This is a genomic window from Enterobacter sp. CCUG 70166 (assembly GCF_020224095.1).
In the GTDB taxonomy this organism is placed as follows: domain Bacteria; phylum Pseudomonadota; class Gammaproteobacteria; order Enterobacterales; family Enterobacteriaceae; genus Enterobacter; species Enterobacter intestinihominis.
Genome location: NZ_NRIQ01000035.1, coordinates 125,699 through 149,977, shown reverse-complemented (window position 1 = coordinate 149,977; position 24,279 = coordinate 125,699). Strand labels below are relative to the sequence as shown.

Genomic DNA, 24,279 nt, shown 5'->3' with positions numbered 1-24,279 from the left:
CATGAGCGATAACAACGCGGCCCGTAGGGGCGACGAGATTATTCACTCCAGTATTTTTGCTGATATTACCAGCATTGTGGCGGAAGGCGCTGCCTATGCGGTGATTGGCGCGGCGGTGGGCGCGGCAGCGACCGTCGCGGCCCCACTGCTGGGAGCCGGGGCCGCAGCGGCAGGCGTGGCGGCAATTGGATCCAGCTGTCTGTTGAGCGGCATTATTGGTGGGGTTCTGGCGAACGTCGCGGGGATCACCGACGATATCAGCAACGCCGCTGAAGGGCTGGGCAACGCGCTTTTCCCGCCGTCGCCTGCGGGTAAGATCACTACCGGTTCCAGCAACGTTCTTACCAATGCGATCCCCGCTGCACGCGCGGCAGGCACGCTGACGCCCGCCGATACCCCTTCCCCTGAGCCGCAGTCGCCGGGCAGCTTTGCCGATTACGCGGGCATGCTGCTTGCCGCTGCCGGACAGTTCGGCAGCGAAATGTGGCAGCCGAGCGTGGCCTCTGCCGCTGCCGGGACCTCGCCGCTGGAAGAAGACAAGGTGGCGTGCGAGAAACACTCCGGGCCGCAGTATCTGGCGGAAGGCTCGAAAAGCGTCTTTATCAACGGGCAGCCCGCGGTGCGTGCAAAAGATCGCACCACCTGCGAAGGCACCGTTTCCGACGACGTCTCCCCGAACGTGATCATCGGCGGCGACACCCTCACGGTTCGCGATATTAAAAGCGGCAAAACGCCGGGCCTGGCGCTGGGGATGATTGCGCTCTCCCTGCTGCGCGGGCGTCCGGGCAAGATTCTGAAAAACATGCCCTGCGCGCTGGCTGCTGCCGGTGGCGGGATGCTGGCTGATATGGCCGTCAACGCCGTGTTCGGCTCCTCGCACCCGGTTCACGCCGCTACCGGCGTGAAGGTGCTGAATGACGACGACGAACTAGATTTCTCGCTGCCGGGGCGCTTTCCGCTACGCTGGCAACGCAGCTACAACAGCCTGACCACCCGCGAAGGGCTGTTTGGTCTGGGCTGGGCTACCACCTTTGACAGCTATCTGACGCTGGAAGAAAACAACGCCACCTGGTTCGATGAAACCGGGCGCGAGCTGAGCTTTGAACTGCCGCCGGTCGACCGCGCGTTTTACAGCATCAGCGAAGGCATTATCATCCGCCGCAATGAGAGCGGCGACGTGGCGATTGCCGACGATGACGGCGCGGTGTGGCGTCTGTATAAACCGACCCGCGCCAACCCAGCCATCCTGCGCCTGGCCTCCCTCAGCGACGAGTACGGCAACGCGTTGCTGACGGCGTGGGATGAACACGGGCGGCTGGTCGGTCTGCACGATGAGCCGCGGGCGATCGACGTCACTCTGCGTTATGAAAATGAACGTTTCCCGCAGCGCGTTACCTCGGCGAGCCATTTTGACGGCAACCAGACATGGCCGCTGATGCAGTGGGGGTACGACGTGCGCGGCCAGCTGGCCAGCGCAACGGATGCCTCCGGCGTGGTAACCCGTGAATACCGTTATAACGATGATGGCCTGATGGTCTGGCACCGTCTGCCGGGCGGTCTGGAGAGTGAATACCGATGGCAAAAATTCGACCACTGGCGCGTGGTGGAAAACCGCACCAGCACCGGCGACGGCTGTCGCTTTAGCTATGATCTAGCCGCCGGGCTGACGAACGTCGATCACTACGACGGTCAGACGCGAAAGCATTACTGGAACGCGCAAAACCTGATTGTTCGCTACGTTGACGAGCGCGGTGAGAACTGGCGCTACGAGTGGGATGACAACGAACTCCTCACGCGCCGCATCGATCCGCTCGGTAATGCCGTTACCTTCGTCTATGACGACATGGGTAACCGGGTGCAGGAGATCGACGCCGACGGCAATACCCGCACCACCACCTGGCTGGAGCACCGTGCGCTTCCGGCCTCCATCATCGAAGCCGACGGTAGCGCCACCCGTTTCCTGTATGACGAACATCACGGGTTGAAGTGCGTGGTGGATCCGATGGGGCAGACCACGCTGCTTCGTCGGGACGAGTTTGGTCAGGTCGTGGAAGAAGTTGATGCCGCCGGCAACAGCCGCTACCAGGAGTACAACGAGGCCGGGCAGATGGTGCGTGTTACGGACTGTTCGGGCCGTGTGACACAATACCGTTATCATCCGCTGGGCTGGCTGGTGGCTGAGATAAGCGCCGACGGCGAAGAGACGCGTTACCGCTACGACGCCGCGGGGCGTCCGGTGCAGCTCGACCGTCCGGAAGGCTGGACCGAGTCGCTCAAATGGAACGCGCGTGGCCTGCCGGTGAAGCATGCGGGCGCCGACGGGAAAGAGAGCGAGTTCAGATACGACGAGGCAGGGCGCTTAACCGCCACCCGTAATACGCAGGGTGAAGAGGTGCGTCGCCGCTGGGACAGCCGCGGGCGTCTGATTGCCCTGGAAAACGAAAACGGCGAAGCGTACCAGTTCCGCTGGGGTGCGGACTCGCTGCTGCTGGAAGAGGTGGGGCTGGATGGCGTGGCCTCGCAGTATCGCTACGACGCCTGCGGGCGTACGATAGCGCGCACCTTTGCCGCTGGACATCCGGAGGCCATTACCCATGCCTTCGCCTGGAGCGCGAGCGGCCAGCTGGTCGCCCGCACCACGCCGGAAGGGCAGACCCGCTACCATTACACCCCGTCCGGCCTTCTGAGCCGGATTGGGCTGCATCCTACGCTTTCAGCCGATGCCTGGAGCGCCGAAGCCGAGCAGGAGCTTGTGTTTGAGTATGACGCGATTGGACGCGTCACGCGCGAAACGGGCGAACACGGAGAGCTGGCGTGGGAGTATGACGCCCTCGGTAACCGCACCTCCGTCACGCTGCCCGATGGCCGCGAGCTGAAGCAGTTCTACTACGGCAGCGGACATCTGCTCAGCATTGCCCTTGATAAGCTGTCGGTCTCCGACTTTACCCGCGACGAACTCCATCGTGAAACCAGCCGTACCCAGGGGCTGCTGACCACCCGCAGCGAATACGACCGTCTTGGCCGACTGCATCGCCGGGACGTTTTTACCGGCAATGCCCAGCGCCCGTCGCCGCGCCGCTGGTCCCGCCGCTGGGATTACGACTACCGCAATAATCTTGTCCGCGAAGAGCGGGACGATAACCCGTTCAGCTGGTACCGCTGGCAGTACGACAGCGCAGGGCGCCTGCTCGTTCAGGACGGCACGCTGCCCGGCCAGGAGCAGTGGCGCTGGGATGCGGCCGGTAACCCGCTTGAGGGGGCTGCTGAGAAAGTCACGCACAACCGTCTGACGCAGCTCAACGGCATTCGCTGGCGTTATGACATCCATGGCCGCACCGTGGAGAAGGATAACGGCCAGACCCGCTGGCACTACCGCTACGACGGCGAGCACCGCCTGACGGAGGTCATCAGCCAGCCGCGGGACCGCAACAGACCGCAGACGGAGGTCAGCTTCCGCTATGACCCGCTCGGGCGACGCATCAGCAAAACGCGCCGCCAGATGCTGGGCGGCCAGCCAACCGGCAGGCCGGTCACCACCCGGTTTGTCTGGGAAGGGTTCCGGCTGTTGCAGGAAGTGCACGGGGATGTGCCGCTGACCTATGTCTACAGCGATCAGGACAGCTACGATCCGCTGGCGCGAATTGACGGCGTTGATGCCCCGGAAATCTTCTGGTTCCACTGTCAGCCCAACGGCACACCGGAGCGGATGACGGATATCGAAGGGCAGGTGCGCTGGGAAGGGGTGAACAGCGCCTGGGGCAAACTGCTGCGGGAAAGCGAAACGCAGGTATCAGGATATTCCCAGAACCTGCGCATGCAGGGGCAATACCTGGACCGCGAGACAGGGCTGCACTACAATCTGTTCCGGTATTACGACCCGGACTGCGGACGGTTTACGCAGCAGGACCCGATAGGGCTGGTGGGGGGGATAAATCTTTACCAGTATGCGCCGAATGCGCTGGGATGGGTGGATCCGTGGGGGTTATCGTGCAGAAATAGCTGGAATGATTTCCAGAGCAAAACTCGAGGTGCTTTTGCTACAAGAGGTCATGCTGCACGGGCCTACCGAGCTACTCATGGAATTTCAAAGCCAGATTTCCCTAATCCGGCGACATACCTCGATGCAGGAAAAATTAGTAGGCATTTAGAACTATTCAAGGGAGGGGTTACTAAGTTCGTTTGGGGTATTAATCCTGAATTTAGTCATTTAGGTCCTCCAGGAGGCCACTTTGTTATGCCAAGGACCGTTGCTGATGACTTAATTAGACGTTCGGGTGGGAACATTCCAAAGCTTGAAAGATTGTTAGGGTTAAATGCAGGTGATCTCGGAGACGCTCCTTTAAGAGTTGATATTAATAATCCGACAGGTTTAAGAATGCCAACAGGAAATGAACGAGGAGCAAATGAATTTTGGTTGCCGGGAGGATATACTTCAGGTGGTATCCCAGAGGCGGCCATAGATCCTACTCCGCTAAATCAATTAAAGATCACACCGTTGAAAAATTAAAAAAAGGAGGCGCAATGGATAAAATAATATTTAATAATTATGGAGTAATCCTTATCGAAAGAGAAGGGCGTTTTTTTATTAGGTTTTATTCAGGGGGGATAGTTATGAAAGAAGAGGAAGAAGAATTGAGCATTGATGAGGCCAAAAAAGTTCAAATGAGTGAAAAGGATGCTTATGAGGTTTTAATAGCCATTGAAAAAAAGAAAAGCTAAATTATTGGCCTCATTTTTAATAATTACCTGTCGATCAGTAATAAGGATGGTTTTTTACTACAAACCAAAATAAGTCGCTCAATGAGGTTCTTTGTAAAAGTTAACTTTAGCCAATTATAATAGAGAACTAAAAACACGCATGGGGGGCGTTTTTTGTTCAAAGCGATTAAAACATAAATAAAAAATTATCTCATAGAAATCTGTAAGAAGTAATTTTCCCCTTCCACAACCATCTTGTCCGCTACTTTCGTGCCTTGCTTATCCTTGTCGGCGTGGAGTCCTTATACATTATAGCTTGAGCACGTATAAGCCCTTGCTCTAGGCGCACGCAGGGGGGCTGTCTACCCGCAGCGAATATGACCGTCTTGGCCGCCTGCATCGCCGGGATATAGTTACCGGTAATTCTCAGTGCTCTTGGTTGCACCGCTGGGATACTACCGGTAACCCGCACGAAGGCTCTGCTGAGAAGGTCACGCACAACCGCCTGACGCAGCTGAACGGCATTCGCTGGCGCTATGACGTCCACGAACGCACCATGGAGAAGGATAATGGCCAGACCCGCTGGCACTACCGCTACGACGGCGAGCACCGCCTGACGGAGGTCATCAGCCAGCCACGGGACCGCAACAGACCGCAGACGGAGGTCAGCTTCCGCTACGATCCGCTCGGGCGACGCATCAGCAAAACGCGCCGCCAGATGCTGGGCGGCCAGCCAACCGGCAGGCCGGTCACCACCCGGTTTGTCTGGGAAGGGTTCCGGCTGTTGCAGGAAGTGCACGGGGACGTGCCGCTGACCTACGTCTACAGCGATCAGGACAGCTACGATCCGCTGGCACGTATTGACGGCGTTGATGCCCCGGAAATCTTCTGGTTCCACTGTCAGCCCAACGGCACGCCGGAGCGGATGACGGATAGCGAAGGGCAGGTGCGCTGGGAAGGGGTGAACAGCGCCTGGGGCAAGCTGCTACGGGAAAGCGAGACGAAGGTATCAGGATATTCCCAGAACCTGCGCATGCAGGGGCAATACCTGGACCGCGAGACAGGGCTGCACTACAATCTGTTCCGGTATTACGACCCGGACTGCGGACGGTTTACGCAGCAGGACCCGATAGGGCTGGCGGGGGGGATAAATCTTTACCAGTATGCGCCGAATGCGCTGGGATGGGTGGATCCGTGGGGGTTGAGCCGTAAATGTAAGGATCCATCTAAAGAAGCTACGAAATGGCAAGGTCAAGGTGATTACAAAGGTATAGATGTCTACAAAAATAGGAAACTGAAAAAAGGCACGATTTTGTATGCATTATATCCGAACGGTGATACTCCTCCATCATATGCGGTGACTTATCCAACCGTTAGGCAAAACAAAGGAAATGCTATAGGCTACCATGAAGCGCTTCAGGTTAAAATTGATCCTCATCGTACATTAAGAACGCAAGTAAGAGCTTATTATGTCAGCGAGGATATTGATGTCGCATATGGAAGAGCATTGGCTAATAACATTTATGGCCGAGGGGGAGGGATGCAATTCTTTATCCCTGAGGAATTTAGAAATCTACTGATACCGGGGAAGGTTATAAGCATATGATTGATTTTGAAATTAACATCGCAGATGGCAAAGTTAAGTTAGATAATAAATATCTTTTCATACAACGGGAGGATACGTTTATAGTTTCTGAACTTTACAAATATCTTGAATCAAAAAATAAAATGCAAAGATTAATTCCTTATCATTATACCGTTAATACCGTTCTTTGGTTTGATAAGAAATTTGAGCTTATAATACGCCCATTATGCTTTAGCAATTTTCCATTTATGGTGCAATTAATTTATAAAGAGGGTGAGTATTATCAGACAATAAGTGATTGGAATAAAGTTTCTAACATTGATATGTTAAACAAAGAAGTTGATTTCTTATATCGTTGGGTAGCAGAGGAATATGATCTTGGCGAACCAGATGCAAAAGAAAAACATAGTGTAACATGGCGTTTGGAATGGGGTGATATTACTGTCTGCTATGACATTAAATCATTTAATTGCGGTATCTATATAACATGGAATTAACTATCAAATAAGTATCGCATGTTGACTGTTTTTTGATCTTTTCTTTTTTAATAATCGATACGCATAAACATATCAATGGTGTACCACGTCCACAGGTGGTCGATTCAGTGTAGTTAATGAGGGGTAAATAATTGCACACGTTCCTCTAGATCTCATTCTTAATGAAATCCGTGTAGCTGATTCCACAGATTGGAGCCTTCGAAAATAAAATGCCCCAGTATGAATTAGGATTTATACTACGGATTATTACTTGATAAAAAGCCCAGCGCAAGCATTCGCTGGAACTATGACATCTTCTGTTAAACTGTGTAGAGCTCTAACGAGCGTGCCCGCTGCACTGTTGCAACTTTTCAAGTGCATATCTTGAATAAATTAATGGTGGAACATTACAGCTGCTAGGGATAGGACGCAATTACCCTATGATTTAGTCGGTGTGGATCTTACCGGCCGCCTGAGGCGCAGTCGCACCGACAGGGATGGTCCATGCACGCACTTCTTTTACGCCAGCAGTGAAGTAGATTTGCAGATTCAGCAGCTCATAGCCCGCGCGGATCACGCGGTTCAGGCCCGGCTCTTCCAGACCCGGCTCGGCCATTAAATCTTCACGATCGGTGTCGTTCATTTCAGCGATATCGGATTCAACCGCGGCGCAAACCGCCACCACTACAGAATCTTCACCGCTCGAAGATTTTGCTGAGAAGATCCCGCACAACCGCCTGTCGCAGCTCAACGGCATTCGCTGGCGTTATGACATCCATGGCCGCACCGTGGAGAAGGATAACGGCCAGACCCGCTGGCACTACCGCTACGACGGCGAGCACCGCCTGACGGAGGTCATCAGCCAGCCGCGGGACCGCAACAGACCGCCTGACGGAGGTCAGCTTCCGCTACGATCCGCTCGGGCGACGCATCAGCAAAACGCGCCGCCAGATGCTGGGCGGCCAGCCAACCGGCAAGCCGGTCACCACCCGGTTTGTCTGGGAAAGGTTCCGGCTGTTGCAGGAAGTGCACGGGGATGTGCCGCTGACCTATGTCTACAGCGATCAGGACAGCTACGATCCGCTGGCACGTATTGACGGCGTTGATGCCCCGGAAATCTTCTGGTTCCACTGTCAGCCCAACGGCACGCCGGAGCGGATGACGGATAGCGAAGGGCAGGTGCGCTGGGAAGGGGTGAACAGCGCCTGGGGAAAACTGCTGCGGGAAAGCGAGACGCAGGTATCAGGATATTCCCAGAACCTGCGTATGCAGGGGCAATACCTGGATCGTGAGACAGGCTGCACTACAATCTGTTCCGTTATTATGACCCGGACTGCGGACGGTTTACGCAGCAGGACCCGATAGGGCTGGCGGGGGGGATAAACCTTTACCAGTATGCGCCAAATGCGCTGGGGTGGGTGGATCCGTGGGGGTTGAGTAGGTGTTCTGGAGGTACCCGCTTAACTGTTAATAAACCGAAGATTTTAAGCAGCACAAAGCTGTCATCAACTTAGAGAAAATTCCTCGAAAGACAGTTTATGAAAAAATGAATGCCTTAAACCGAGCGGCTCAAAGAGGAGAGTTAGTTTGGTCCCCTGGCACCCATGAGGTTAGGATTTCATCTTTGCAAAGTTCTTACAGGCAGGCTGTTTCAGCACGCTTTGAAAAAATGTTTGGTTCAGCACCTGATCTAAGTAAATTAAACGCTGATCATCCTGTTGATTTAATTGTTGGAGGTTCGCCTACACAAAGATTACAAATGCTGAATGAAACTATTAATAAAAGTGTCGGTAGTTCTTTGAAAAATGCAGGCAGAAAGGCGGGGCTTCAGCCCGGAGATGCCATCAGTGAAATAATATTTCAATAGGGGGTAAAATGAATAAATCTATTAATATACAGACGGATACTGCCACATTAGTAATTTATGATTTGATGTCATTGAAGCATAGGATTAATGATGATGCAGATTGGTGGAGTCTTCAAGAAGATGAAGTTGAAGAAATAAATAAAGGGAATGTATTATTTCTCAATCTTGGAGATGATGGTAACTATAAAGTTGATATTAAAAGTGACATTGGTGAATATGCCGGATCGTTATTTTTAAACGTACCTACTGGAAAGGTTTTAATAGGGGCGGGAGAGGATGTCACTGGCGGAGATCTGGAGCCAGATGATTCAGATGCTATTTCAGGCGAGTTTATTACTTTAGAACCAGGTAGTTACGAGGTTAAATATAAAAAGCATGGTTCAGATGTGCTAATTTCCTTTACAAAAGCAACGTTTACTGAAAACTCATTAGAAGAGGGTGTTTATCTCTGAATAAAAATCCACGCCCTGGCGTAGATTTTTTCATCCAAAAAAATGTTAAAATGAAGAACCATAGATCAGCGACAAAAAGGCACTTCTAGTTATACTTGTGACTTTTTACATAAAATCAGTAAGGTAATCAAAATGTATTTTTTAGAAAGAAAAGATGCAGAAAAAATGCTCTTTGAATTTATAAAGAGAACTTTAATAAAAGAATCAGATATTGATGAGTTAATGAGCATGGCAACTAAACATGATTCCGGCCCTCCGATGAAAGGTATAATGTATAAGTATGACAAAATGGAGAGAAATGAACTCACCGCACAAGATTTAGATGATCTTAGTACATTGATGCATTTTTATGGCCCGTGATTAAGCATATCAATCCTTTTCTTTTAAAATATTATAATTCCAGAGCCTGGAAAGCTATCAACAACCAAATAGATGATATTTTTATTATTTCTCAGATAAGATATTCAAATCAAAACTAAATTTAAGGTTGTTATTCTTAATGATAAAAACCTGAAGCCTCATTGGAATCTTGAGGCCGTTTTAAAGAGTAAAGTCAGCATCAATATCAAAAGCTTTCAACATCATCCATGTATAAAATTATTTTTTATTGAGAGCGAATATGATCGCTGACTTCAGGTTTATCTGAGAAAACAACGTGCTAGAATGGATTTTCTGTTCAAAAATTATTAGACTAAACATACCTCGCTTAGATGCCGCAAAGGTCGATCCTGTACGCCAATTAGTCTTTGCGATAAGCGAACCAGAAACATTACCAACCGTTTTGAAAATCTTCAATGCTGAGGGCCAAGAGCTATTACTTTCTGCACCACCTGAAAACGCTTATTTCTATTACTTAACATTTAATTTGTCGAAGGAAGTCATTGTTGTCTGTAGTTTCGCAATTCACCAAAATGGCTGGTATGACTGGTTTTATACCTATGATATGAAGCTTAACACGCTGTCTCGGTCAGGCCCTGCGTGTTGAGATCGAAAGCGCCCCAAAATATTAACAATAACTAGTGGCAAAAGAGGGTTGCATAAGCAGTTCTAACAAGTGGCTGATAAACTGTGCTGAGAAGCAAAGGATGAGCACTGTTTACTTTGTCATATTTACCTATATAAAACCAGTCAAAGAGATTGACGCAGCGATACCTGCTCATGTGGAATGGCTAGAAAAGGGGAATTCAGAGCGGATCTTTCAGGCGTCCGGCATACTGATACTGTGAATCGGAGGTGTCAGTCTCGCTAAGTGCTAGTGTCAGGCCTTACTTGGAAAGCATCTACGCGAGAAGTCTTTACAGACTTTAAAGTTTGAGACTCTGAAATCATTACTTTTGTACCCAGCTTGAAGACAGTTCTCTTAGACAATAACTTTTACCCTGCAATAAAAAATCCACCCCTAAGCGTGGATTTTTCCCGTTCATAAAAATTAAACGTAAACAAGAAGTTCATCACATCGCCATCTTCAACAATGTAATCTTTTCCTTATGCACGCATCTTGCCTCCTTCTTTCGCGCCTGGCCCTTCCTGACCCAGCTCGGCTATAAACTCTTCACGGTCGGCATCGTCCAGTTCAGCATTATCGGATTCAACCGTGGCGCAAACTACTACCACTAACGAACCTTCACCGCTTGAAGGTTCTGCTGAGAAGCTCACGCAAAACCGTCTGACGCAGCTCAACGGCATTCGCTGGCGCTATGACGTCCACGGACGCACCGTGGAGAAAGATAACGGCCAGACCCGCTGGCACTACCGCTACGACGGCGAGCACCGCCTGACGGAGGTCATCAGCCAGCCGCGGGACCGCAACAGACCGCAGACGGAGGTCAGCTTCCGCTACGATCCACTGGGCCGCCGCATCAGCAATACGCACCGCCAGATGCCTGACGGCCTGCCAACCGGTAAGCTGGTCGCCACGCGGTTTGTCCGGGAACGGTTACGGCTGTTACAGGAAATGTGCGGGGATGTGCTGCTGACCTACGTCTACAGCGATCAGGACAGCTACGACCCGCTGGCGCGTCTTGACGGCGTTGATGCCCCGGAAATCTTCTGGTTCCACTGTCAGCCCAACGGCACGCCGGAGCGGATGACGGATAGCGAAGGGCAGGTGCGCTGGGAAGGGGTGAACAACGCCTGGGGCAAACTGCTGCGGGAAAGCGAGACGCAGGTATCTGGGTATTCCCAGAATCTGCGGATGCAGGGGCAATACCTGGATCGTGAGACAGGGCTGCACTACAATCTGTTCCGGTATTACGACCCGGACTGCGGACGGTTTACGCAGCAGGACCAGATAGGGCTGGCGGGGGGGATAAACCTATACCAGTATGCGCCGAATGCGCTGGGGTGGGTGGATCCGTGGGGGTTGGCATTAAAGGGAGTCGACTTTACAGGAAGCCCAGATCTTTTCCCAATCAATGGAACGAAACAGAATATTGTATCTATTACAATGCAAGGAACTCGAGATAGAGATTTCACCGAGGCATTCAAGGCAGCCGGTATTTCTAAAAGCGAAGCAATCGGATATACATGGCACCATGTCGATGATTTTGACCCAGCCACAGGAAGGACAACAATGCAACTAGTAAAAACTTCTGCGCATGAAGCTACTTTCCCCCACAAAGGCTCAGTTTCACAATTCGAGAAATATTTTGGTGTAAAATATGGATCCCAAGAAGCTATTGCTGTTTCACATTCTAAAGGCTGGTTGAAGGGGCGTGTTCCGAAAAAATTGCGTGCAAACTGTCACCATTGAGGTATAAATCTATGAATCATTTCAGTAACTGTGAAAAAAAGATTGAACGTGCAGATATTGCTAAAATCGAAGAGAAATTATCTATTACCCTTCCGGATGATTTTGTTTCACATTATCTGCATTTTAATGGTGGCACTCCTGAGAAAAGTTGGTGGGACTGTGATGAAGATTTTGAGCCAGTAGAGGTGGCAGGGTTTAAACCGTTTGTTTATAATGCTCAGACAAATGATGATCCTAGATCTTTAATTGACGGCTGCTATATCAGCATGTTGGCTCGGGAAGTCATTCCTAATAACTTGCTTCCTTTCGCAAATGATTGGGGAGGGAACTTCTTTTGTCTGAATTTAGATAATTATTCAATCGTATATTTTGCTACAGATTCTTTTGATGAGGATTTGACTATGCAAGAAAATCACACAAAACTTCAAAGATATCTAACAAATTCATTTTCTAAATTTGTTAATGGATTGGTAACAGAAGAAGATCTTTCCTAAGAAGCAATTAAATGTAAGCGAATTATTCGCTACAGTTGCTGTTGTTATGAGATTTTTTAATAAAATGCTATGATAAGCCATAGGGTGTTATAAGGAAACAGCATGGCGCGCTTGATGGCATGAACGTACAGCTGCGAAGTTTTTGCTAGATGATCCTTGGAGGGTGAGAGAACCTCTTCCCAAAGAAGGTATTTTTTAAATTTAATACTGATCGGGGAATTAATCTCGGAATAAAAAATCCACGCCAAAGCGTGGATTTTTTTCATTCAAAACTAATCAGACGTTAAACAGGAAGTTCATCACATCGCCATCTTTAACGATGTAGTCTTTCCCTTCAGCACGCATCTTGCCAGCTTCTTTCGCGCCTTGCTCACCCTTGTAGGTGATAAAGTCTTCAAACGCGATGGTCTGCGCACGAATAAAGCCTTTCTCGAAGTCGGTGTGAATTTTACCAGCCGCCTGAGGCGCAGTTGCACCCACAGGGATGGTCCACGCACGCACTTCTTTTACACCAGCGGTGAAGTAGGTTTGCAGGTTCAGCAGCTCATAGCCCGCGCGGATCACGCGGTTCAGGCCCGGCTCTTCCAGACCCAGTTCGGCCATGAACTCTTCACGGTCGGCATCGTCCAGCTCGGCGATATCAGATTCAACGGCCGCGCAAACCGCTACCACCACAGAACCTTCAGCCGCGGCAATTTCACGTACTTTGTCGAGGTACGGGTTGTTCTCGAAACCGTCTTCGTTAACGTTGGCGATGTACATGGTTGGCTTCAGGGTCAGGAAGCTCAGGTATTTGATCGCCGCTTTGTCTTCTTCAGTCAGGTTTTTCAGCGCGCGCAGCATACCCGCATTTTCCAGCTGTGGCAGACATTTTTCCAGCGCAGCCAGTTCCGCTTTCGCGTCTTTATCGCCGCCTTTGGCTTTCTTCTGCACGCGGTGAATGGCGCGCTCGCAGGTGTCGAGGTCAGAGAGGGCCAGCTCGGTGTTGATGACGTCGATGTCGTCAGCCGGATCCACTTTGTTGTTAACGTGGATGATGTTGTCGTTCTCGAAGCAGCGCACAACGTGGCCGATCGCTTCGGTTTCACGGATGTTGGTCAGGAACTGGTTGCCCAGGCCTTCACCTTTGGATGCGCCTTTTACCAGGCCCGCGATGTCCACGAACTCCATGGTAGTTGGCAGAATGCGCTGCGGCTTCACAATTTCTGCGAGCTGGTCCAGACGCGGATCGGGCATAGGAACAACACCGGTGTTCGGCTCGATGGTACAGAACGGGAAGTTCGCCGCTTCAATACCTGCCTTGGTGAGCGCGTTGAACAGGGTGGATTTGCCTACGTTTGGCAGACCGACGATACCGCATTTGAATCCCATTTCTAAATCACCTTAATATCTTGATAATCAATCCGTTAACGATAACCGATTGAAGAAAAGTAAATAACTACGCCTATTATACACGTAACCCGCACGACGCGCGGTAAAAAAGCCCCATGGCGCCTATTATTGCGCTTTGAAAGCGTGCAGTCGATTGGTGGCTTTCGTCAGGCCGTCCTGAAGCCAAATCTCGGTGCAGCGGGCCGCTTCGTCCACCGCTTCGTCAATCAACTTCTGCTCAGAAACCGGTGGTTTACCCAGTACGAAACCAACAACTTTGTTTTTATCGCCCGGATGGCCGATTCCCACGCGCAAACGGTGGAAATTAGGGGTATTACCCAGTTTGCTGATGATGTCTTTAAGGCCGTTGTGGCCGCCATGACCGCCGCCCAGCTTGAACTTCGCCACGCCTGGCGGCAGATCCAGTTCGTCGTGGGCCACCAGGATCTCATCCGGATTGATGCGATAGAACGTTGCCATGGCCGACACGGCTTTGCCGCTCAGGTTCATAAAGGTGGTTGGCACCAGCAACCGCACGTCGGCACCCGCAAGATTGATGCGTGAGGTATACCCGTAAAACTTGGGTTCTTCACGCAGGGGCGCGCGCAGACGTTCCGCCAGCAGATCAACATACCAGGCGCCGGCGTTATGGCGGGTAGCGGCATACTCTGCGCCCGGATTGGCGAGGCCGACAATCAGTTTAATCGTCACGATTTACTTCCTAATGGGTTCCAGATCTGGCGCGTAGTTTACTGTCTGGCGCGCCGCTTGACAAAGTTCTGCCTGCTGTACACCGAAATGCGAATAATTTCTTCTTTGAACAATTAGAATTTCAAGCTGTTCAATGTCTTATTTGTAAATTTTTGTCCGGGAGTTATCTGTAAATGTGATCATTCACGCAACTCATATAAGTGGCGTTGTCTATACTTTACACACAAGGAGAAGGGGTTTTTCCCCTGACAACCCAAAGTTCCGGAGGTGACATATGAAACGCAAAAACGCTTCAATGCTCGGTAACGTGCTAATGGGGTTGGGACTGTTCGTGATGGTCGCCGGTGTCGGTTATTCAATTTTAAACCAATTACCACAGCTTGACCTCCCACAATACTTTGCGCATGGCGCGGTGCTGAGTATCTTCCTCGGTGCGGTATTGTGGCTCGCCGGGGCGCGCGTGAGCGGACATGAGGAAGTCTGCGATAAATACTGGTGGGTGCGCCATTACGATAAACGATGCCGCCGCGACCAGCATAAGCACGGCTAGTGCCCCATAAAGAACACCGAAACGACTTCAGATGAAGTCGTTTTTTTTTGCATGACGCATTGACCCTCACGTAACGTAAGGCTTCAGAGTAGCGACACTGGCAGAACAAAAGGAGCCGTTATGTTGATTCAGGTGGGTGAACTGGCGAAACGCGCTGGGATCACCGTGCGGACTTTGCATCACTACGAGCAAACAGGGCTGTTGTTACCTTCTGCCAGAAGCGCGGCAGGCTACCGGCTTTATAACCTGGCGGATGTGCAACGTCTGCATATGATCCAGACGCTGGCAAAAGCCGGTCTGGAGCTTGCCGAAATCAGGGATTTTCTGGAACAGCGTTCGCTGTCATTAGCGGAATTACTCGACGGGCAAATCACTTTGCTGGACAAGCAACTGCGTAGCATCCATACGCTGCGCAACCGGCTGGTGGAATTGCGTACCGGGCTGACCGACGATGCGACGCCGGATCTGGAATCCTGGCTACAGACTCTGGAGTTAATGAATATGTACGATCGCTGGTTTAGCAAAGAAGAGTTGCAGCAACTGCCGTTTGCGGTAGAGAAAGAGGCGCTGGCGGATATCTGGTCGGGTCTGGTGACGGAGGTTAAACGCTTGCTGGAACAGAACGTCAGCGTCACGGACGCGCGGGCGACCGATTTGGCTTCACGGTGGATGGAACGCCTGGAACAGGATACCGCAGGCAAACCGGAATTTTTGACCCGTCTGAACGAAATGCACAGCGTGGAGCCGCAGATGCAGGAGCAAACCGGCATTACGCCGGAGATTACGGATTACATCACGCGGGCGTTTGCCGAATCAAAGCTCAGCATCTGGGAGCAATATCTCACTGCCGAAGAGATGGCCTTTACCCGGGCGCACTACTTTGACCGGATGATGGAATGGCCGCCGCTGGTGGCGAAGCTGCATCAGGCGCAGCGGGATAATCTCAGTCCCGCTTCTGACGATGCGCAAAAGCTGGCAGAAAAGTGGCTGGTTTTATTCCAGTCCTATGCGGGAACAAACCCGCAGACCCAGCAAAAATTTCGTCTCGCCATGCAGCAGGAGCCGCATCTGATGAAAGGCACGTGGATGACGCCTGCCGTGCTTGAATGGCTCCAGCAGGCGATCGGGGTGATGATGCAAAGACGTGTCTCTGCATCAGATGACTCACAGATCCGCTAATGCAGCTTCACGGTTAGGGTAGAAGGACAATCGGCCAGGGATCGGCTGCACGCCCGCGCGCGCCATGGTGCGCAGGGGCTGGAATTCGAGGTTACTGATCCGCAGCTCGCAGCCTTCCGGCAGGCGGGCAACAAAGCGCTGGAAGGCATCCAGACCGCCGGCATCCAACACCGGGACGGCATCCCACTTCAGCACCACAATCCGTTTGCCCGCGATGCGGGACGCCAGATCGCTGAACAAACCTTCCGCCGCGGCGAAGAACAGCGGGCCAATCACGCGCAACACCAGCACATCTTCAGGCACCTCAACGTTAACCGGGGAGAGACGCGTCATCTGCGCGATGCGGCGCATAAACAGCAGCGAGGCCAGCACTATGCCGACGCTGATAGCGATAACCATATCAAACAGCACGGTCAGCGACATGCAGATCAGCATCACGATGATGTCGTCTTTCGGCGCACGGCGCAGCAGATTCACCACCTTATGCGCCTCACTCATATTCCAGGCCACCATCAGCAGCAGCGCAGCCATGGCAGAGAGCGGAAGCCATGAAAGCAGTGGGGCAAGGATCAGCAGCGCCATGATCACCAGCAGGGAGTGAATGACCGCGGAAACCGGTGATGTCGCGCCCGCACGTACGTTCGCGGCGGAACGGGCAATCGCAGCCGTAGCCGTAATACCGCCGAAGAACGGTGCAACGATGTTCCCTAAGCCCTGACCGACCAGTTCGCTGTTGGCTTTGTGCTTAGTGCCGGTCATGCCGTCGAGCACGACGGCGCAGAGCAGGGATTCAATCGCGCCCAGCATTGCCATGGAGAACGCGGCAGGCAGCAGAGCGCGAAGGGAATCCCAGCTCAGGGTGAAGCTGGAGCCCGGCATGTCCCACGGCAGAACCAGCTGCGGCAGCAGCTGCGGAATACCGTTACCCTGTGAGCCATCCGCCAGAACATAGTGGAACTGGGAGCCAATGGTGGCGACCTGTCCACCGAGCAGGTTGACGACGCCCATCACCGCGCAGCCCAGCAGCAGAGCGGGGAGATGCCCCGGGAGACGAATGCCTAAGCGAGGCCAGACGATGAGTGTGCCGAGGGTAACGATGCCAATGGCTGCATCGCCCAGGTTGGCCGTCGGCAACGCCATAAACAGCGCGCCCACTTTCTGTAAGTAGTGCTCCGGAACATGGGCCATTTGCAGGCCGAGGAAATCCTTAATCTGCATGGTCCCGATGGTAATCCCAATCCCCGAGGTGAACCCCAGCGTCACGGAAAGGGGAATATATTCAATCAGGCGACCAAAGCGGGCCAGACCGAACAGAATTAAAAAGATGCCGGACATCAGGGTGGCAACCAGCAGGCCTGCCAGACCAAACTGTTGGGAAACCGGGTAGAGGATCACCACAAAGGCGGCAGTTGGGCCGGAGACGCTGAAGCGGGACCCGCCCGTCAGCGCAATCACAATCCCCGCAACGGCTGAGGTGTACAGCCCGTACTGCGGCGCGACGCCGCTACCAATCGCCAGTGCCATCGCCAGCGGGATGGCAATAATCCCGACGGTGATCCCGGCTATCAGGTCACGAACGAAGCGTGACGACGTGTATTTCTCTTTCCAGCAGGCGTCGATGAGGGCGCGAAAGGGCAGAACATGTGAGGAGGTTACGTTTTTCACAATTATCTATCATCCGTGTGCGCATCATCTGTCATATGAATGGCAGGTGAAGGAGGCATAAGTCATACAAATAAATACTATAAACAAAAAAACCCGCCGTAGCGGGTTTTTTGGCCGTGTTCGATCAGTGTTCGAACATTGCAGAGATGGATTCTTCGTTGCTGATACGACGAATCGCTTCGGCCAGCATCCCGGACAGAGTCAACGTACGCACGTTTGGCAGCGCTTTGATCTCGTCACTCAGTGGAATGGTATCGCACACCACAACTTCGTCGATGACGGAGTTACGCAGGTTGTTTACCGCATTGCCGGAGAAGATCGGGTGAGTCGCGTAAGCGAATACGCGTTTCGCACCACGCTCTTTCAGCGCTTCAGCGGCTTTACACAGCGTACCGCCGGTATCGATCATGTCGTCCACCAACACGCAGTCGCGGCCAGCCACGTCACCGATGATGTGCATCACCTGAGAAACGTTAGCGCGCGGACGGCGTTTGTCGATGATCGCCATGTCGGTATCGTTCAGCAGCTTCGCGATAGCTCGAGCACGTACCACGCCGCCGATGTCTGGAGAAACCACAATCGGGTTGTCCAGATTCAGTTGCAGCATGTCTTCCAGCAGGATTGGGCTGCCGAAAACGTTATCAACCGGCACGTCGAAGAAGCCCTGGATCTGCTCTGCGTGCAGGTCGACCGTCAGTACGCGGTCAACGCCGACGCTGGACAGGAAGTCTGCGACAACTTTAGCGGTGATTGGCACACGCGCGGAACGGACGCGACGGTCCTGACGTGCATAGCCAAAGTAAGGAATAACAGCAGTGATACGGCCAGCAGAAGCGCGACGCAGCGCGTCGACCATAACAACCAATTCCATCAGGTTGTCGTTCGTTGGAGCACAGGTGGACTGGATGATGAAAATATCACCACCGCGTACATTTTCGTTAATTTGTACGCTGACTTCGCCGTCGCTAAAGCGACCTACAGCGGCGTCGCCGAGGGAAGTGTACAGGCGGTTGGCAATACGTTGTGCTAGTTCCGGGGTGGCGTTACCAGCAAAAAGCTTCATATCAGGCACGAGAAGAACCTCAGGCATGCGTCCAGTGGTGGATAGCGTTCGCCGCAAACTGCGGGGCCTAAGCAAACGCTATCCAGGCGGTGTATTAAAGAGCGCGATGCAACGTCTGGAACAGGGTGACGTTGTCACCGAAACTCAGTCTGCGCCAGAATGGCCTGCTGTAGGGGGGAGGTGTTCATCCCGCGTGCTACAAAACCATGCAGCCAATCCGGCGCTTGCTCAAGCACCTGACGGGCGGCGGATTCGGTGTCAAATTCAGCAAAGACACAGGCCCCTGTACCGGTCAGGCGCGACGGCGCGTATTCTAACAGCCAGGAAAGCACCGCATCAACCTCGCGAAAACGTTTTCTTGCGATATCCTCGCAATCGTTGCTGAATTCACAATTTAATAACGTTTTTATTGACCGTACCGGGGTATTTCTTTTCAGGTCAGGATCTTTAAAGATGACCGGGGTAGGAATGCTCACGCCAGGGTGAACGATCAGATACCATTTTTCCGGCGGATCGACCGGCGTGAGGATTTCGCCCACCCCTTCAGCAAACGCCGCGTGGCCGCGTACAAACACTGGTACATCGGCGCCCAGCGTCAACCCTAACGCTGCCAGCTCGTCCGTTGTCAGACCGCAGCCCCACAGATGGTTAAGCGCCACCAAAACGGTTGCAGCATTTGACGAACCGCCGCCAAGACCGCCGCCCATCGGCAGGCGTTTGTCGATACGGATATCCGCACCGCTTCCCGCTGGCAGACGATCCGACGACGACGCCGTTTTCATCAGCAGGCGGGCAGCGCGCACGATCAGGTTATCGTCATGCGCCACGCCGTCGACTGGCGTCAGCAGGCAAATCTGCCCGTCCTGACGCGGTTCGATTGAGATCGTGTCGCCGTAGTCGACAAACTGAAACAGGGTTTGCAGGGTGTGATAGCCGTCAGCGCGCTGCCCGGTAATGTAGAGAAACAGGTTCAGTTTTGCGGGAGAGGGCCAGTGGGTCATCATTTAACGATCCAGTTATCCATTTTCAGCTTGATACGCTGGCTACCCTGCGTCAGCTCCATATTGGACGGCAGCGATGGTTGCGTCTTGCTGTCATACGCGCTGTACACCACTTTCCAGGTTTTACCGCCCTGGGTGTAGTTAACCTGGCTCAGACGGTATTGGTCATCAAGCGTATAGTCGGTGGCGTCACCCGGCAGGCCAAGGATCCACTGGCGCAGACTATTGAGCGGAATCGGCATCCCGGTCAGTTTGCCAATCATCTCTTCGGCGTCGGTCGCGGTGTAGTGCTGGCCTTTGTTATCGGTGATCTGCGCTTCGCCAGGCTTCGCGTTAAGCTCCAGCTCGGTGCTGCCCAGCGGGTTGAGCAGCAGCAGGCGATAGTTGTCCTGCCCCGTTTGCTGCCAGAAGAAGCGAGCATAAACTTTTTGTTCGTCAGAGAGATATGCAAATGCACCGCGGGTCTGGTACTGGCTTAATTTCAGCACATCCTGCTGGTGCTGACGCCACTGCGGTGAGTCGGGGCTTTTGCCCGGGCCTTTCGGCTGATGAACGGAACAGGCGGTCAGAACCAGGGCCGCCAGAGGCAGCAGGCGAATCATTCGGGTCATAATGATGACAAATCCTTGAGATACGTTGCAGTTATAACTGTTAATGCTAGCGTTGAAGGGTGCCACCGTCTACGTTCAAATTATCTCAAAGCGCGGCGTAAGCTATTACTCCGAAAGGGGGCAGTCTCTTTTATTGATCTCGCGCATCCTGTATGATGCGTCCTGCTAACCTTATTAACGCTGGTACTACTCCCGCTCAACATGACCCTATTAGCACTCGGTATTAACCACAAAACGGCCCCGGTTTCACTGCGAGAACGCGTTACGTTTTCGCCGGATACGCTCGACCTGGCGCTGGATAGCCTGCTTGCACAGCCGATGGTGCAGGGTGGCGTGGTGCTGTCGACGTGCAACCGTACCGAGCTCTATTTAAGCGTGGAGGAGCAGGACAACCTGCACGAGGCGCTGATCCGCTGGCTATGTGACTATCACAACCTCAACGAAGAAGAGCTGCGCAACAGCCTGTACTGGCATCAGGATAACGATGCGGTCAGCCATCTGATGCGTGTGGCCAGCGGTCTGGATTCGCTGGTGCTGGGCGAGCCGCAGATCCTCGGCCAGGTGAAAAAAGCCTTCGCGGATTCCCAGAAAGGGCATCTGAAAGCCAGCGAACTGGAGCGAATGTTCCAGAAGTCATTCTCCGTGGCGAAGCGTGTGCGAACCGAAACCGACATTGGCGCCAGTGCGGTTTCGGTTGCTTTCGCGGCCTGTACTCTTGCCCGTCAAATCTTTGAATCGCTGTCGACCGTCACCGTACTGCTGGTGGGGGCGGGCGAAACCATCGAGCTGGTGGCGCGCCATCTTCGCGAACACAAGGTGAAGAAGATGATCATCGCTAACCGCACCCGCGAACGTGCGCAGGTGCTGGCAGATGAAGTGGGCGCTGAGGTGATTGCGCTGAGCGACATCGATGAACGTCTGAAAGAGGCGGACATTATTATCAGTTCTACCGCCAGCCCGCTGCCGATTATCGGGAAAGGGATGGTCGAGCGTGCGCTGAAATCCCGCCGCAATCAACCGATGCTGCTGGTGGATATCGCCGTTCCGCGTGATGTCGAACCGGAAGTGGGCAAACTGGCGAACGCCTACCTGTACAGCGTGGATGACCTGCAAAGCATCATTTCGCACAACCTTGCCCAGCGTAAGGCGGCGGCTGTGCAGGCGGAAACCATCGTTGAACAGGAAACCAGCGAATTTATGGCCTGGCTGCGCGCGCAAAGCGTCAGCGAGACCATCCGCGAATACCGCGGTCAGGCGGAGCAGGTGCGTGATGACCTGACGGCCAAAGCGTTAGCGGCCCTTGAACAGGGCGGCGACGCGCAGGCGATTATGCAGGATTTAGCCTGGAAACTGACCAACCGCCTGATCCATGCCCCAACCAAATCTCTTCAGCAGGCTGCCCGTGACGGGGACGATGAACGCCTGACTATTCTGCGCAACAGCCTCGGGCTGGAATAGCGCCCTATACCCATTTTCTAAGACAAGGTGCATTTACGCCTATGAAGCCTTCTATCGTCGCTAAACTGGAAGCTCTGCACGAGCGCCATGAAGAAGTCCAGGCGCTGCTCGGCGATGCCGGGACCATTGCCGACCAGGAACGTTTTCGCGCGCTGTCGCGTGAATACGCGCAGTTAAGTGATGTTTCAAAATGCTTTACCGACTGGCGACAGGTCCAGGAAGATATCGAAACCGCGCAGATGATGCTCGACGATCCTGAAATGCGCGAGATGGCCCAGGAAGAGTTGCAGCACGCTAAAGCACGGTCAGAAGAGATGGAGCAGCAGCTTCAGGTCCTTCTGCTGCCAAAAGATCCGGACGATGAGCGTAACGCTTTTGTGGAAGTCCGCGCCGGTACCGGCGGCGACGAAGCGGCGCTGTTCGCCGGAGATCTGTTCCGTATGTACAGCCGTTATGCGGAATCACGCCGCTGGCGCGTAGAGATCATGAGCGCCAACGAAGGCGAGCATGGCGGCTACAAAGAGGTTATCGCCAAAATCAGCGGCGACGGCGTTTATGGTCGGCTGAAGTTTGAATCCGGTGGTCACCGCGTGCAGCGTGTGCCTGCGACAGAATCTCAGGGACGCATTCACACTTCGGCCTGTACGGTGGCGGTCATGCCCGAGCTGCCGGAAGCGGAACTGCCGGATATCAACCCGGCGGATCTGCGCATCGACACCTTCCGCTCTTCAGGGGCGGGTGGTCAGCACGTTAACACCACCGACTCCGCTATCCGTATTACTCACCTGCCCACCGGGATTGTGGTTGAGTGTCAGGACGAGCGATCCCAGCACAAGAACAAAGCTAAGGCGTTATCCGTGCTGGGTGCCCGTATCCACGCGGCGGAAATGGCGAAACGCCAGCAGGCGGAAGCCTCTACCCGCCGTAACCTGCTGGGCAGCGGCGACCGTAGCGATCGTAACCGCACCTATAACTTCCCGCAGGGGCGCGTAACCGACCACCGCATCAACCTGACGCTCTACCGTCTGGATGAGGCAATGGAAGGCAAGCTCGATATGCTGATTGAGCCTATCGTGCAGGAATACCAGGCCGACCAGCTGGCGGCGCTGTCCGAGCAGGATTAATGGATTTTCAGCGCTGGTTACGTGAGGCGGCCCGTGAACTTTCAGAAAGTGAAAGCCCGAAGCGGGACGCCGAAATTCTGCTTGAGCATGTGACGGGTAAAGCCCGCACGTATCTGCTGGCTTTCGGCGAAACCGAACTGACAGCTGAACAGCTATCGCAGCTGGAGGCGCTGCTCGCCCGCCGTAAAACCGGCGAGCCGGTGGCGCATCTGGTTGGTGAGCGCGAGTTCTGGTCACTTCCGCTGTATGTCTCAGCGGCGACGCTGATCCCGCGCCCGGACACCGAGTGTCTGGTGGAGCAGGCGCTGGCGCGGTTACCGGCGCAGTCGTGTCAGATCCTCGATCTCGGTACCGGCACCGGTGCGATTGCGCTGGCGCTTGCCAGCGAGCGGCCGGACTGTACCGTGATGGCGGTAGACGTGATGCCTGATGCGGTCGCCCTCGCGCGGCGCAACGTTGAACGGCTGAGGCTGAACAATGTTTCCGTTCTGCGAAGCAGCTGGTTTGCCGCGCTTGAAAGCCGCATGTTCGAAATGATTGTCAGCAATCCGCCCTACATCGACGAAGACGATCCGCATCTCGCGCAGGGCGACGTGCGTTTCGAACCGTTGACCGCGCTGGTCGCTGCGAATCAGGGACTTGCGGATCTCGATCACATTGTGACAACGTCACGGCAACATTTGCTTCCCGGTGGCTGGCTGCTGGTGGAACATGGGTGGACGCAGGGAAAGGCGGTGCGAGCACTGTTTACGCGTGCCGGATACGCCGCCGTGGAAACCTGCCGGGATTACGGCGGCAATGAACGTCTGACGCTGGGGCAGTGGTCATGAGCCTGTTTACGCTGCTAATCTCCGTTCACCTGGTTTCCGTTGCCCTGACCATCGGCTTTTTCATTGTCCGCTACGGGTGGCGCTACAGCAATAATCCGCTGATTAACGCCCGCTGGGTACGTATCGCCCCACACGGTATCGACACAGTGCTGTTCCTTTCCGGAGCCGGGTTAATCTGGAAGACCGGCTATCTGCCATTTACTGATAAAGGCCTATGGCTGACTGAAAAGCTGTTTGGCGTTATCATCTACATCGTTTTGGGTTTTATCGCGCTTGGGCGTCATCGTCCGCGCAGCCAGCAGACAGGGTTTATCGCCTTTCTGCTGGGTCTGGTGGTGCTGTACATCATCATTAAACTCGCCACCACAAGAATACCGTTACTGGGGTAAGTC

The 24,279-nt window shown here is 53.5% G+C and carries 20 protein-coding genes and 6 pseudogenes; 18 read left to right on the top strand and 8 right to left on the bottom strand.

Translation table 11 applies throughout. From position 1 onward, the window contains the following. Position 1: 1 nt before the first annotated feature. The 4 genes and pseudogenes from CKK19_RS14910 to CKK19_RS14895 all read left to right on the top strand — a co-directional run bounded on the left by CKK19_RS14910 (position 2) and on the right by CKK19_RS14895 (position 6,780). The gene (locus CKK19_RS14910) at positions 2 to 4,507 is read left to right on the top strand and encodes an RHS repeat-associated core domain-containing protein (RefSeq protein WP_063853527.1); all 4,506 of its coding nucleotides are present in this window, start codon (positions 2 to 4) and stop codon (positions 4,505 to 4,507) included. A gap of 14 nt (positions 4,508 to 4,521) precedes the next feature. Beyond that, positions 4,522 to 4,719, top strand: coding sequence for a hypothetical protein (locus CKK19_RS14905; protein WP_023300305.1), 198 nt, complete (start codon positions 4,522 to 4,524; stop codon positions 4,717 to 4,719). A gap of 331 nt (positions 4,720 to 5,050) precedes the next feature. Continuing rightward, positions 5,051 to 6,304: pseudogene (locus CKK19_RS14900) on the top strand (RHS repeat domain-containing protein); the annotation flags it as partial. Then, the gene (locus CKK19_RS14895) at positions 6,301 to 6,780 is read left to right on the top strand and encodes a hypothetical protein (protein ID WP_063853525.1); all 480 of its coding nucleotides are present in this window, start codon (positions 6,301 to 6,303) and stop codon (positions 6,778 to 6,780) included. The pseudogene CKK19_RS14900 and the gene CKK19_RS14895, both read left to right, overlap by 4 nt. A 427-nt stretch (positions 6,781 to 7,207) precedes the next feature. Here the strand turns inward: CKK19_RS14895 and CKK19_RS14890 are convergent. Further along, positions 7,208 to 7,456, bottom strand: a pseudogene (locus CKK19_RS14890) (DUF933 domain-containing protein); the annotation flags it as partial. Between CKK19_RS14890 and CKK19_RS14885 the strand changes: the two are divergent. From CKK19_RS14885 to CKK19_RS25430, 6 genes and pseudogenes are all read left to right on the top strand, one after another. Continuing rightward, positions 7,455 to 8,201: pseudogene (locus CKK19_RS14885) on the top strand (RHS repeat domain-containing protein); the annotation flags it as partial. The pseudogenes CKK19_RS14890 and CKK19_RS14885 overlap by 2 nt on opposite strands. Positions 8,202 to 8,383: 182 nt before the next feature. Then, positions 8,384 to 8,626: a hypothetical protein gene (locus CKK19_RS14880; protein ID WP_154819158.1), complete on the top strand. Its 243-nt coding sequence runs from the start codon at positions 8,384 to 8,386 to the stop codon at positions 8,624 to 8,626. A gap of 8 nt (positions 8,627 to 8,634) precedes the next feature. Continuing rightward, on the top strand, positions 8,635 to 9,078 hold the full coding sequence (locus CKK19_RS14875; protein ID WP_063853523.1) for a DUF6386 family protein: 444 nt from the start codon (positions 8,635 to 8,637) through the stop codon (positions 9,076 to 9,078). A 132-nt stretch (positions 9,079 to 9,210) separates the two neighbouring features. Then, complete coding sequence (locus CKK19_RS14870) at positions 9,211 to 9,438, top strand: hypothetical protein (protein WP_063853522.1); 228 nt, start codon at positions 9,211 to 9,213, stop codon at positions 9,436 to 9,438. 295 nt (positions 9,439 to 9,733) lie between these two features. Then, positions 9,734 to 10,063, top strand: coding sequence for a hypothetical protein (locus CKK19_RS14865; protein ID WP_225455169.1), 330 nt, complete (start codon positions 9,734 to 9,736; stop codon positions 10,061 to 10,063). 100 nt (positions 10,064 to 10,163) lie between these two features. Next, positions 10,164 to 10,504, top strand: a pseudogene (locus CKK19_RS25430) (hypothetical protein). 59 nt (positions 10,505 to 10,563) lie between these two features. Here CKK19_RS25430 and CKK19_RS14860 read toward each other — a convergent pair. Further along, a pseudogene (locus CKK19_RS14860) lies at positions 10,564 to 10,719 on the bottom strand (hypothetical protein); the annotation flags it as partial. Here CKK19_RS14860 and CKK19_RS14855 point away from each other — a divergent pair. Beyond that, positions 10,703 to 11,830: pseudogene (locus CKK19_RS14855) on the top strand (RHS repeat-associated core domain-containing protein); the annotation flags it as partial. The pseudogenes CKK19_RS14860 and CKK19_RS14855 overlap by 17 nt on opposite strands. An 11-nt stretch (positions 11,831 to 11,841) precedes the next feature. Further along, positions 11,842 to 12,324 (top strand): SMI1/KNR4 family protein, encoded by a 483-nt coding sequence (locus tag CKK19_RS14850; protein ID WP_063147196.1) that lies wholly within the window; start codon positions 11,842 to 11,844, stop codon positions 12,322 to 12,324. A 276-nt stretch (positions 12,325 to 12,600) separates the two neighbouring features. Here CKK19_RS14850 and ychF read toward each other — a convergent pair whose 3' ends face one another. Together ychF and pth are read right to left on the bottom strand one after the other, a co-directional pair. After that, the gene (ychF, locus tag CKK19_RS14845) at positions 12,601 to 13,695 is read right to left on the bottom strand and encodes a redox-regulated ATPase YchF (RefSeq protein WP_010432886.1); all 1,095 of its coding nucleotides are present in this window, start codon (positions 13,693 to 13,695) and stop codon (positions 12,601 to 12,603) included. 126 nt (positions 13,696 to 13,821) lie between these two features. Then, on the bottom strand, positions 13,822 to 14,406 hold the full coding sequence (gene pth, locus CKK19_RS14840) for an aminoacyl-tRNA hydrolase (protein ID WP_023306437.1): 585 nt from the start codon (positions 14,404 to 14,406) through the stop codon (positions 13,822 to 13,824). 274 nt (positions 14,407 to 14,680) lie between these two features. Here pth and ychH point away from each other — a divergent pair, with 274 nt between their 5' ends. Together ychH and CKK19_RS14830 are read left to right on the top strand one after the other, a co-directional pair. Continuing rightward, positions 14,681 to 14,956, top strand: coding sequence for a stress-induced protein YchH (ychH, locus tag CKK19_RS14835; RefSeq protein WP_022648382.1), 276 nt, complete (start codon positions 14,681 to 14,683; stop codon positions 14,954 to 14,956). Positions 14,957 to 15,076: 120 nt separating this feature from the next. Then, on the top strand, positions 15,077 to 16,135 hold the full coding sequence (locus CKK19_RS14830) for a MerR family transcriptional regulator (RefSeq protein ID WP_063853519.1): 1,059 nt from the start codon (positions 15,077 to 15,079) through the stop codon (positions 16,133 to 16,135). Here CKK19_RS14830 and dauA read toward each other — a convergent pair. The 4 genes from dauA to lolB all read right to left on the bottom strand — a co-directional run bounded on the left by dauA (position 16,121) and on the right by lolB (position 20,475). Beyond that, positions 16,121 to 17,800 carry a C4-dicarboxylic acid transporter DauA gene (gene dauA, locus CKK19_RS14825; protein WP_023306435.1) on the bottom strand — a complete coding sequence of 560 codons (1,680 nt, stop codon included), beginning with the start codon at positions 17,798 to 17,800 and terminating at the stop codon, positions 16,121 to 16,123. The two genes, CKK19_RS14830 and dauA, sit on opposite strands and share 15 nt — an antisense overlap. A gap of 124 nt (positions 17,801 to 17,924) precedes the next feature. After that, a complete protein-coding gene (prs, locus tag CKK19_RS14820; RefSeq protein ID WP_003856663.1) occupies positions 17,925 to 18,872 on the bottom strand; it encodes a ribose-phosphate diphosphokinase in 948 nt (315 codons plus the stop codon). A 125-nt stretch (positions 18,873 to 18,997) separates the two neighbouring features. Further along, on the bottom strand, positions 18,998 to 19,867 hold the full coding sequence (gene ispE / locus CKK19_RS14815) for a 4-(cytidine 5'-diphospho)-2-C-methyl-D-erythritol kinase (protein WP_023300294.1): 870 nt from the start codon (positions 19,865 to 19,867) through the stop codon (positions 18,998 to 19,000). Further along, positions 19,864 to 20,475: a lipoprotein insertase outer membrane protein LolB gene (gene lolB / locus CKK19_RS14810; protein ID WP_003856665.1), complete on the bottom strand. Its 612-nt coding sequence runs from the start codon at positions 20,473 to 20,475 to the stop codon at positions 19,864 to 19,866. The genes ispE and lolB overlap by 4 nt, the downstream gene beginning before the upstream one ends. Before the next feature lie 201 nt (positions 20,476 to 20,676). Between lolB and hemA the strand changes: the two genes are divergently transcribed. Genes hemA through sirB2 form a run of 4 tightly spaced genes read left to right on the top strand, consistent with a single transcriptional unit; the run spans position 20,677 to position 24,276 of the window. Beyond that, positions 20,677 to 21,933, top strand: a complete 1,257-nt coding sequence (hemA, locus tag CKK19_RS14805; protein ID WP_003856666.1) for a glutamyl-tRNA reductase — start codon at positions 20,677 to 20,679, stop codon at positions 21,931 to 21,933. A gap of 41 nt (positions 21,934 to 21,974) precedes the next feature. Next, a complete protein-coding gene (gene prfA / locus CKK19_RS14800) occupies positions 21,975 to 23,057 on the top strand; it encodes a peptide chain release factor 1 (protein ID WP_023306432.1) in 1,083 nt (360 codons plus the stop codon). Then, positions 23,057 to 23,887: a peptide chain release factor N(5)-glutamine methyltransferase gene (gene prmC, locus CKK19_RS14795; RefSeq protein ID WP_063853518.1), complete on the top strand. Its 831-nt coding sequence runs from the start codon at positions 23,057 to 23,059 to the stop codon at positions 23,885 to 23,887. Before prfA ends, prmC begins: the two co-directional genes overlap by 1 nt. Further along, the gene (sirB2, locus tag CKK19_RS14790) at positions 23,884 to 24,276 is read left to right on the top strand and encodes an invasion regulator SirB2 (RefSeq protein WP_063853517.1); all 393 of its coding nucleotides are present in this window, start codon (positions 23,884 to 23,886) and stop codon (positions 24,274 to 24,276) included. The genes prmC and sirB2 overlap by 4 nt, the downstream gene beginning before the upstream one ends. Positions 24,277 to 24,279: the final 3 nt, after the last annotated feature.

Coding starts and splice junctions, on each gene's coding strand:
- CKK19_RS14875 (WP_063853523.1), top strand. CDS start 8,635: ATGAATAAATCTATTAATATACAGACGGATACTGCCACATTAGTAATT.
- prfA (WP_023306432.1), top strand. CDS start 21,975: ATGAAGCCTTCTATCGTCGCTAAACTGGAAGCTCTGCACGAGCGCCAT.
- sirB2 (WP_063853517.1), top strand. CDS start 23,884: ATGAGCCTGTTTACGCTGCTAATCTCCGTTCACCTGGTTTCCGTTGCC.
- CKK19_RS14895 (WP_063853525.1), top strand. CDS start 6,301: ATGATTGATTTTGAAATTAACATCGCAGATGGCAAAGTTAAGTTAGAT.
- ychH (WP_022648382.1), top strand. CDS start 14,681: ATGAAACGCAAAAACGCTTCAATGCTCGGTAACGTGCTAATGGGGTTG.
- ychF (WP_010432886.1), bottom strand. CDS start 13,695: ATGGGATTCAAATGCGGTATCGTCGGTCTGCCAAACGTAGGCAAATCC.
- CKK19_RS14830 (WP_063853519.1), top strand. CDS start 15,077: ATGTTGATTCAGGTGGGTGAACTGGCGAAACGCGCTGGGATCACCGTG.
- CKK19_RS14905 (WP_023300305.1), top strand. CDS start 4,522: ATGGATAAAATAATATTTAATAATTATGGAGTAATCCTTATCGAAAGA.
- ispE (WP_023300294.1), bottom strand. CDS start 19,867: ATGATGACCCACTGGCCCTCTCCCGCAAAACTGAACCTGTTTCTCTAC.
- CKK19_RS14910 (WP_063853527.1), top strand. CDS start 2: ATGAGCGATAACAACGCGGCCCGTAGGGGCGACGAGATTATTCACTCC.
- CKK19_RS14850 (WP_063147196.1), top strand. CDS start 11,842: ATGAATCATTTCAGTAACTGTGAAAAAAAGATTGAACGTGCAGATATT.
- prmC (WP_063853518.1), top strand. CDS start 23,057: ATGGATTTTCAGCGCTGGTTACGTGAGGCGGCCCGTGAACTTTCAGAA.
- hemA (WP_003856666.1), top strand. CDS start 20,677: ATGACCCTATTAGCACTCGGTATTAACCACAAAACGGCCCCGGTTTCA.
- CKK19_RS14870 (WP_063853522.1), top strand. CDS start 9,211: ATGTATTTTTTAGAAAGAAAAGATGCAGAAAAAATGCTCTTTGAATTT.
- lolB (WP_003856665.1), bottom strand. CDS start 20,475: ATGACCCGAATGATTCGCCTGCTGCCTCTGGCGGCCCTGGTTCTGACC.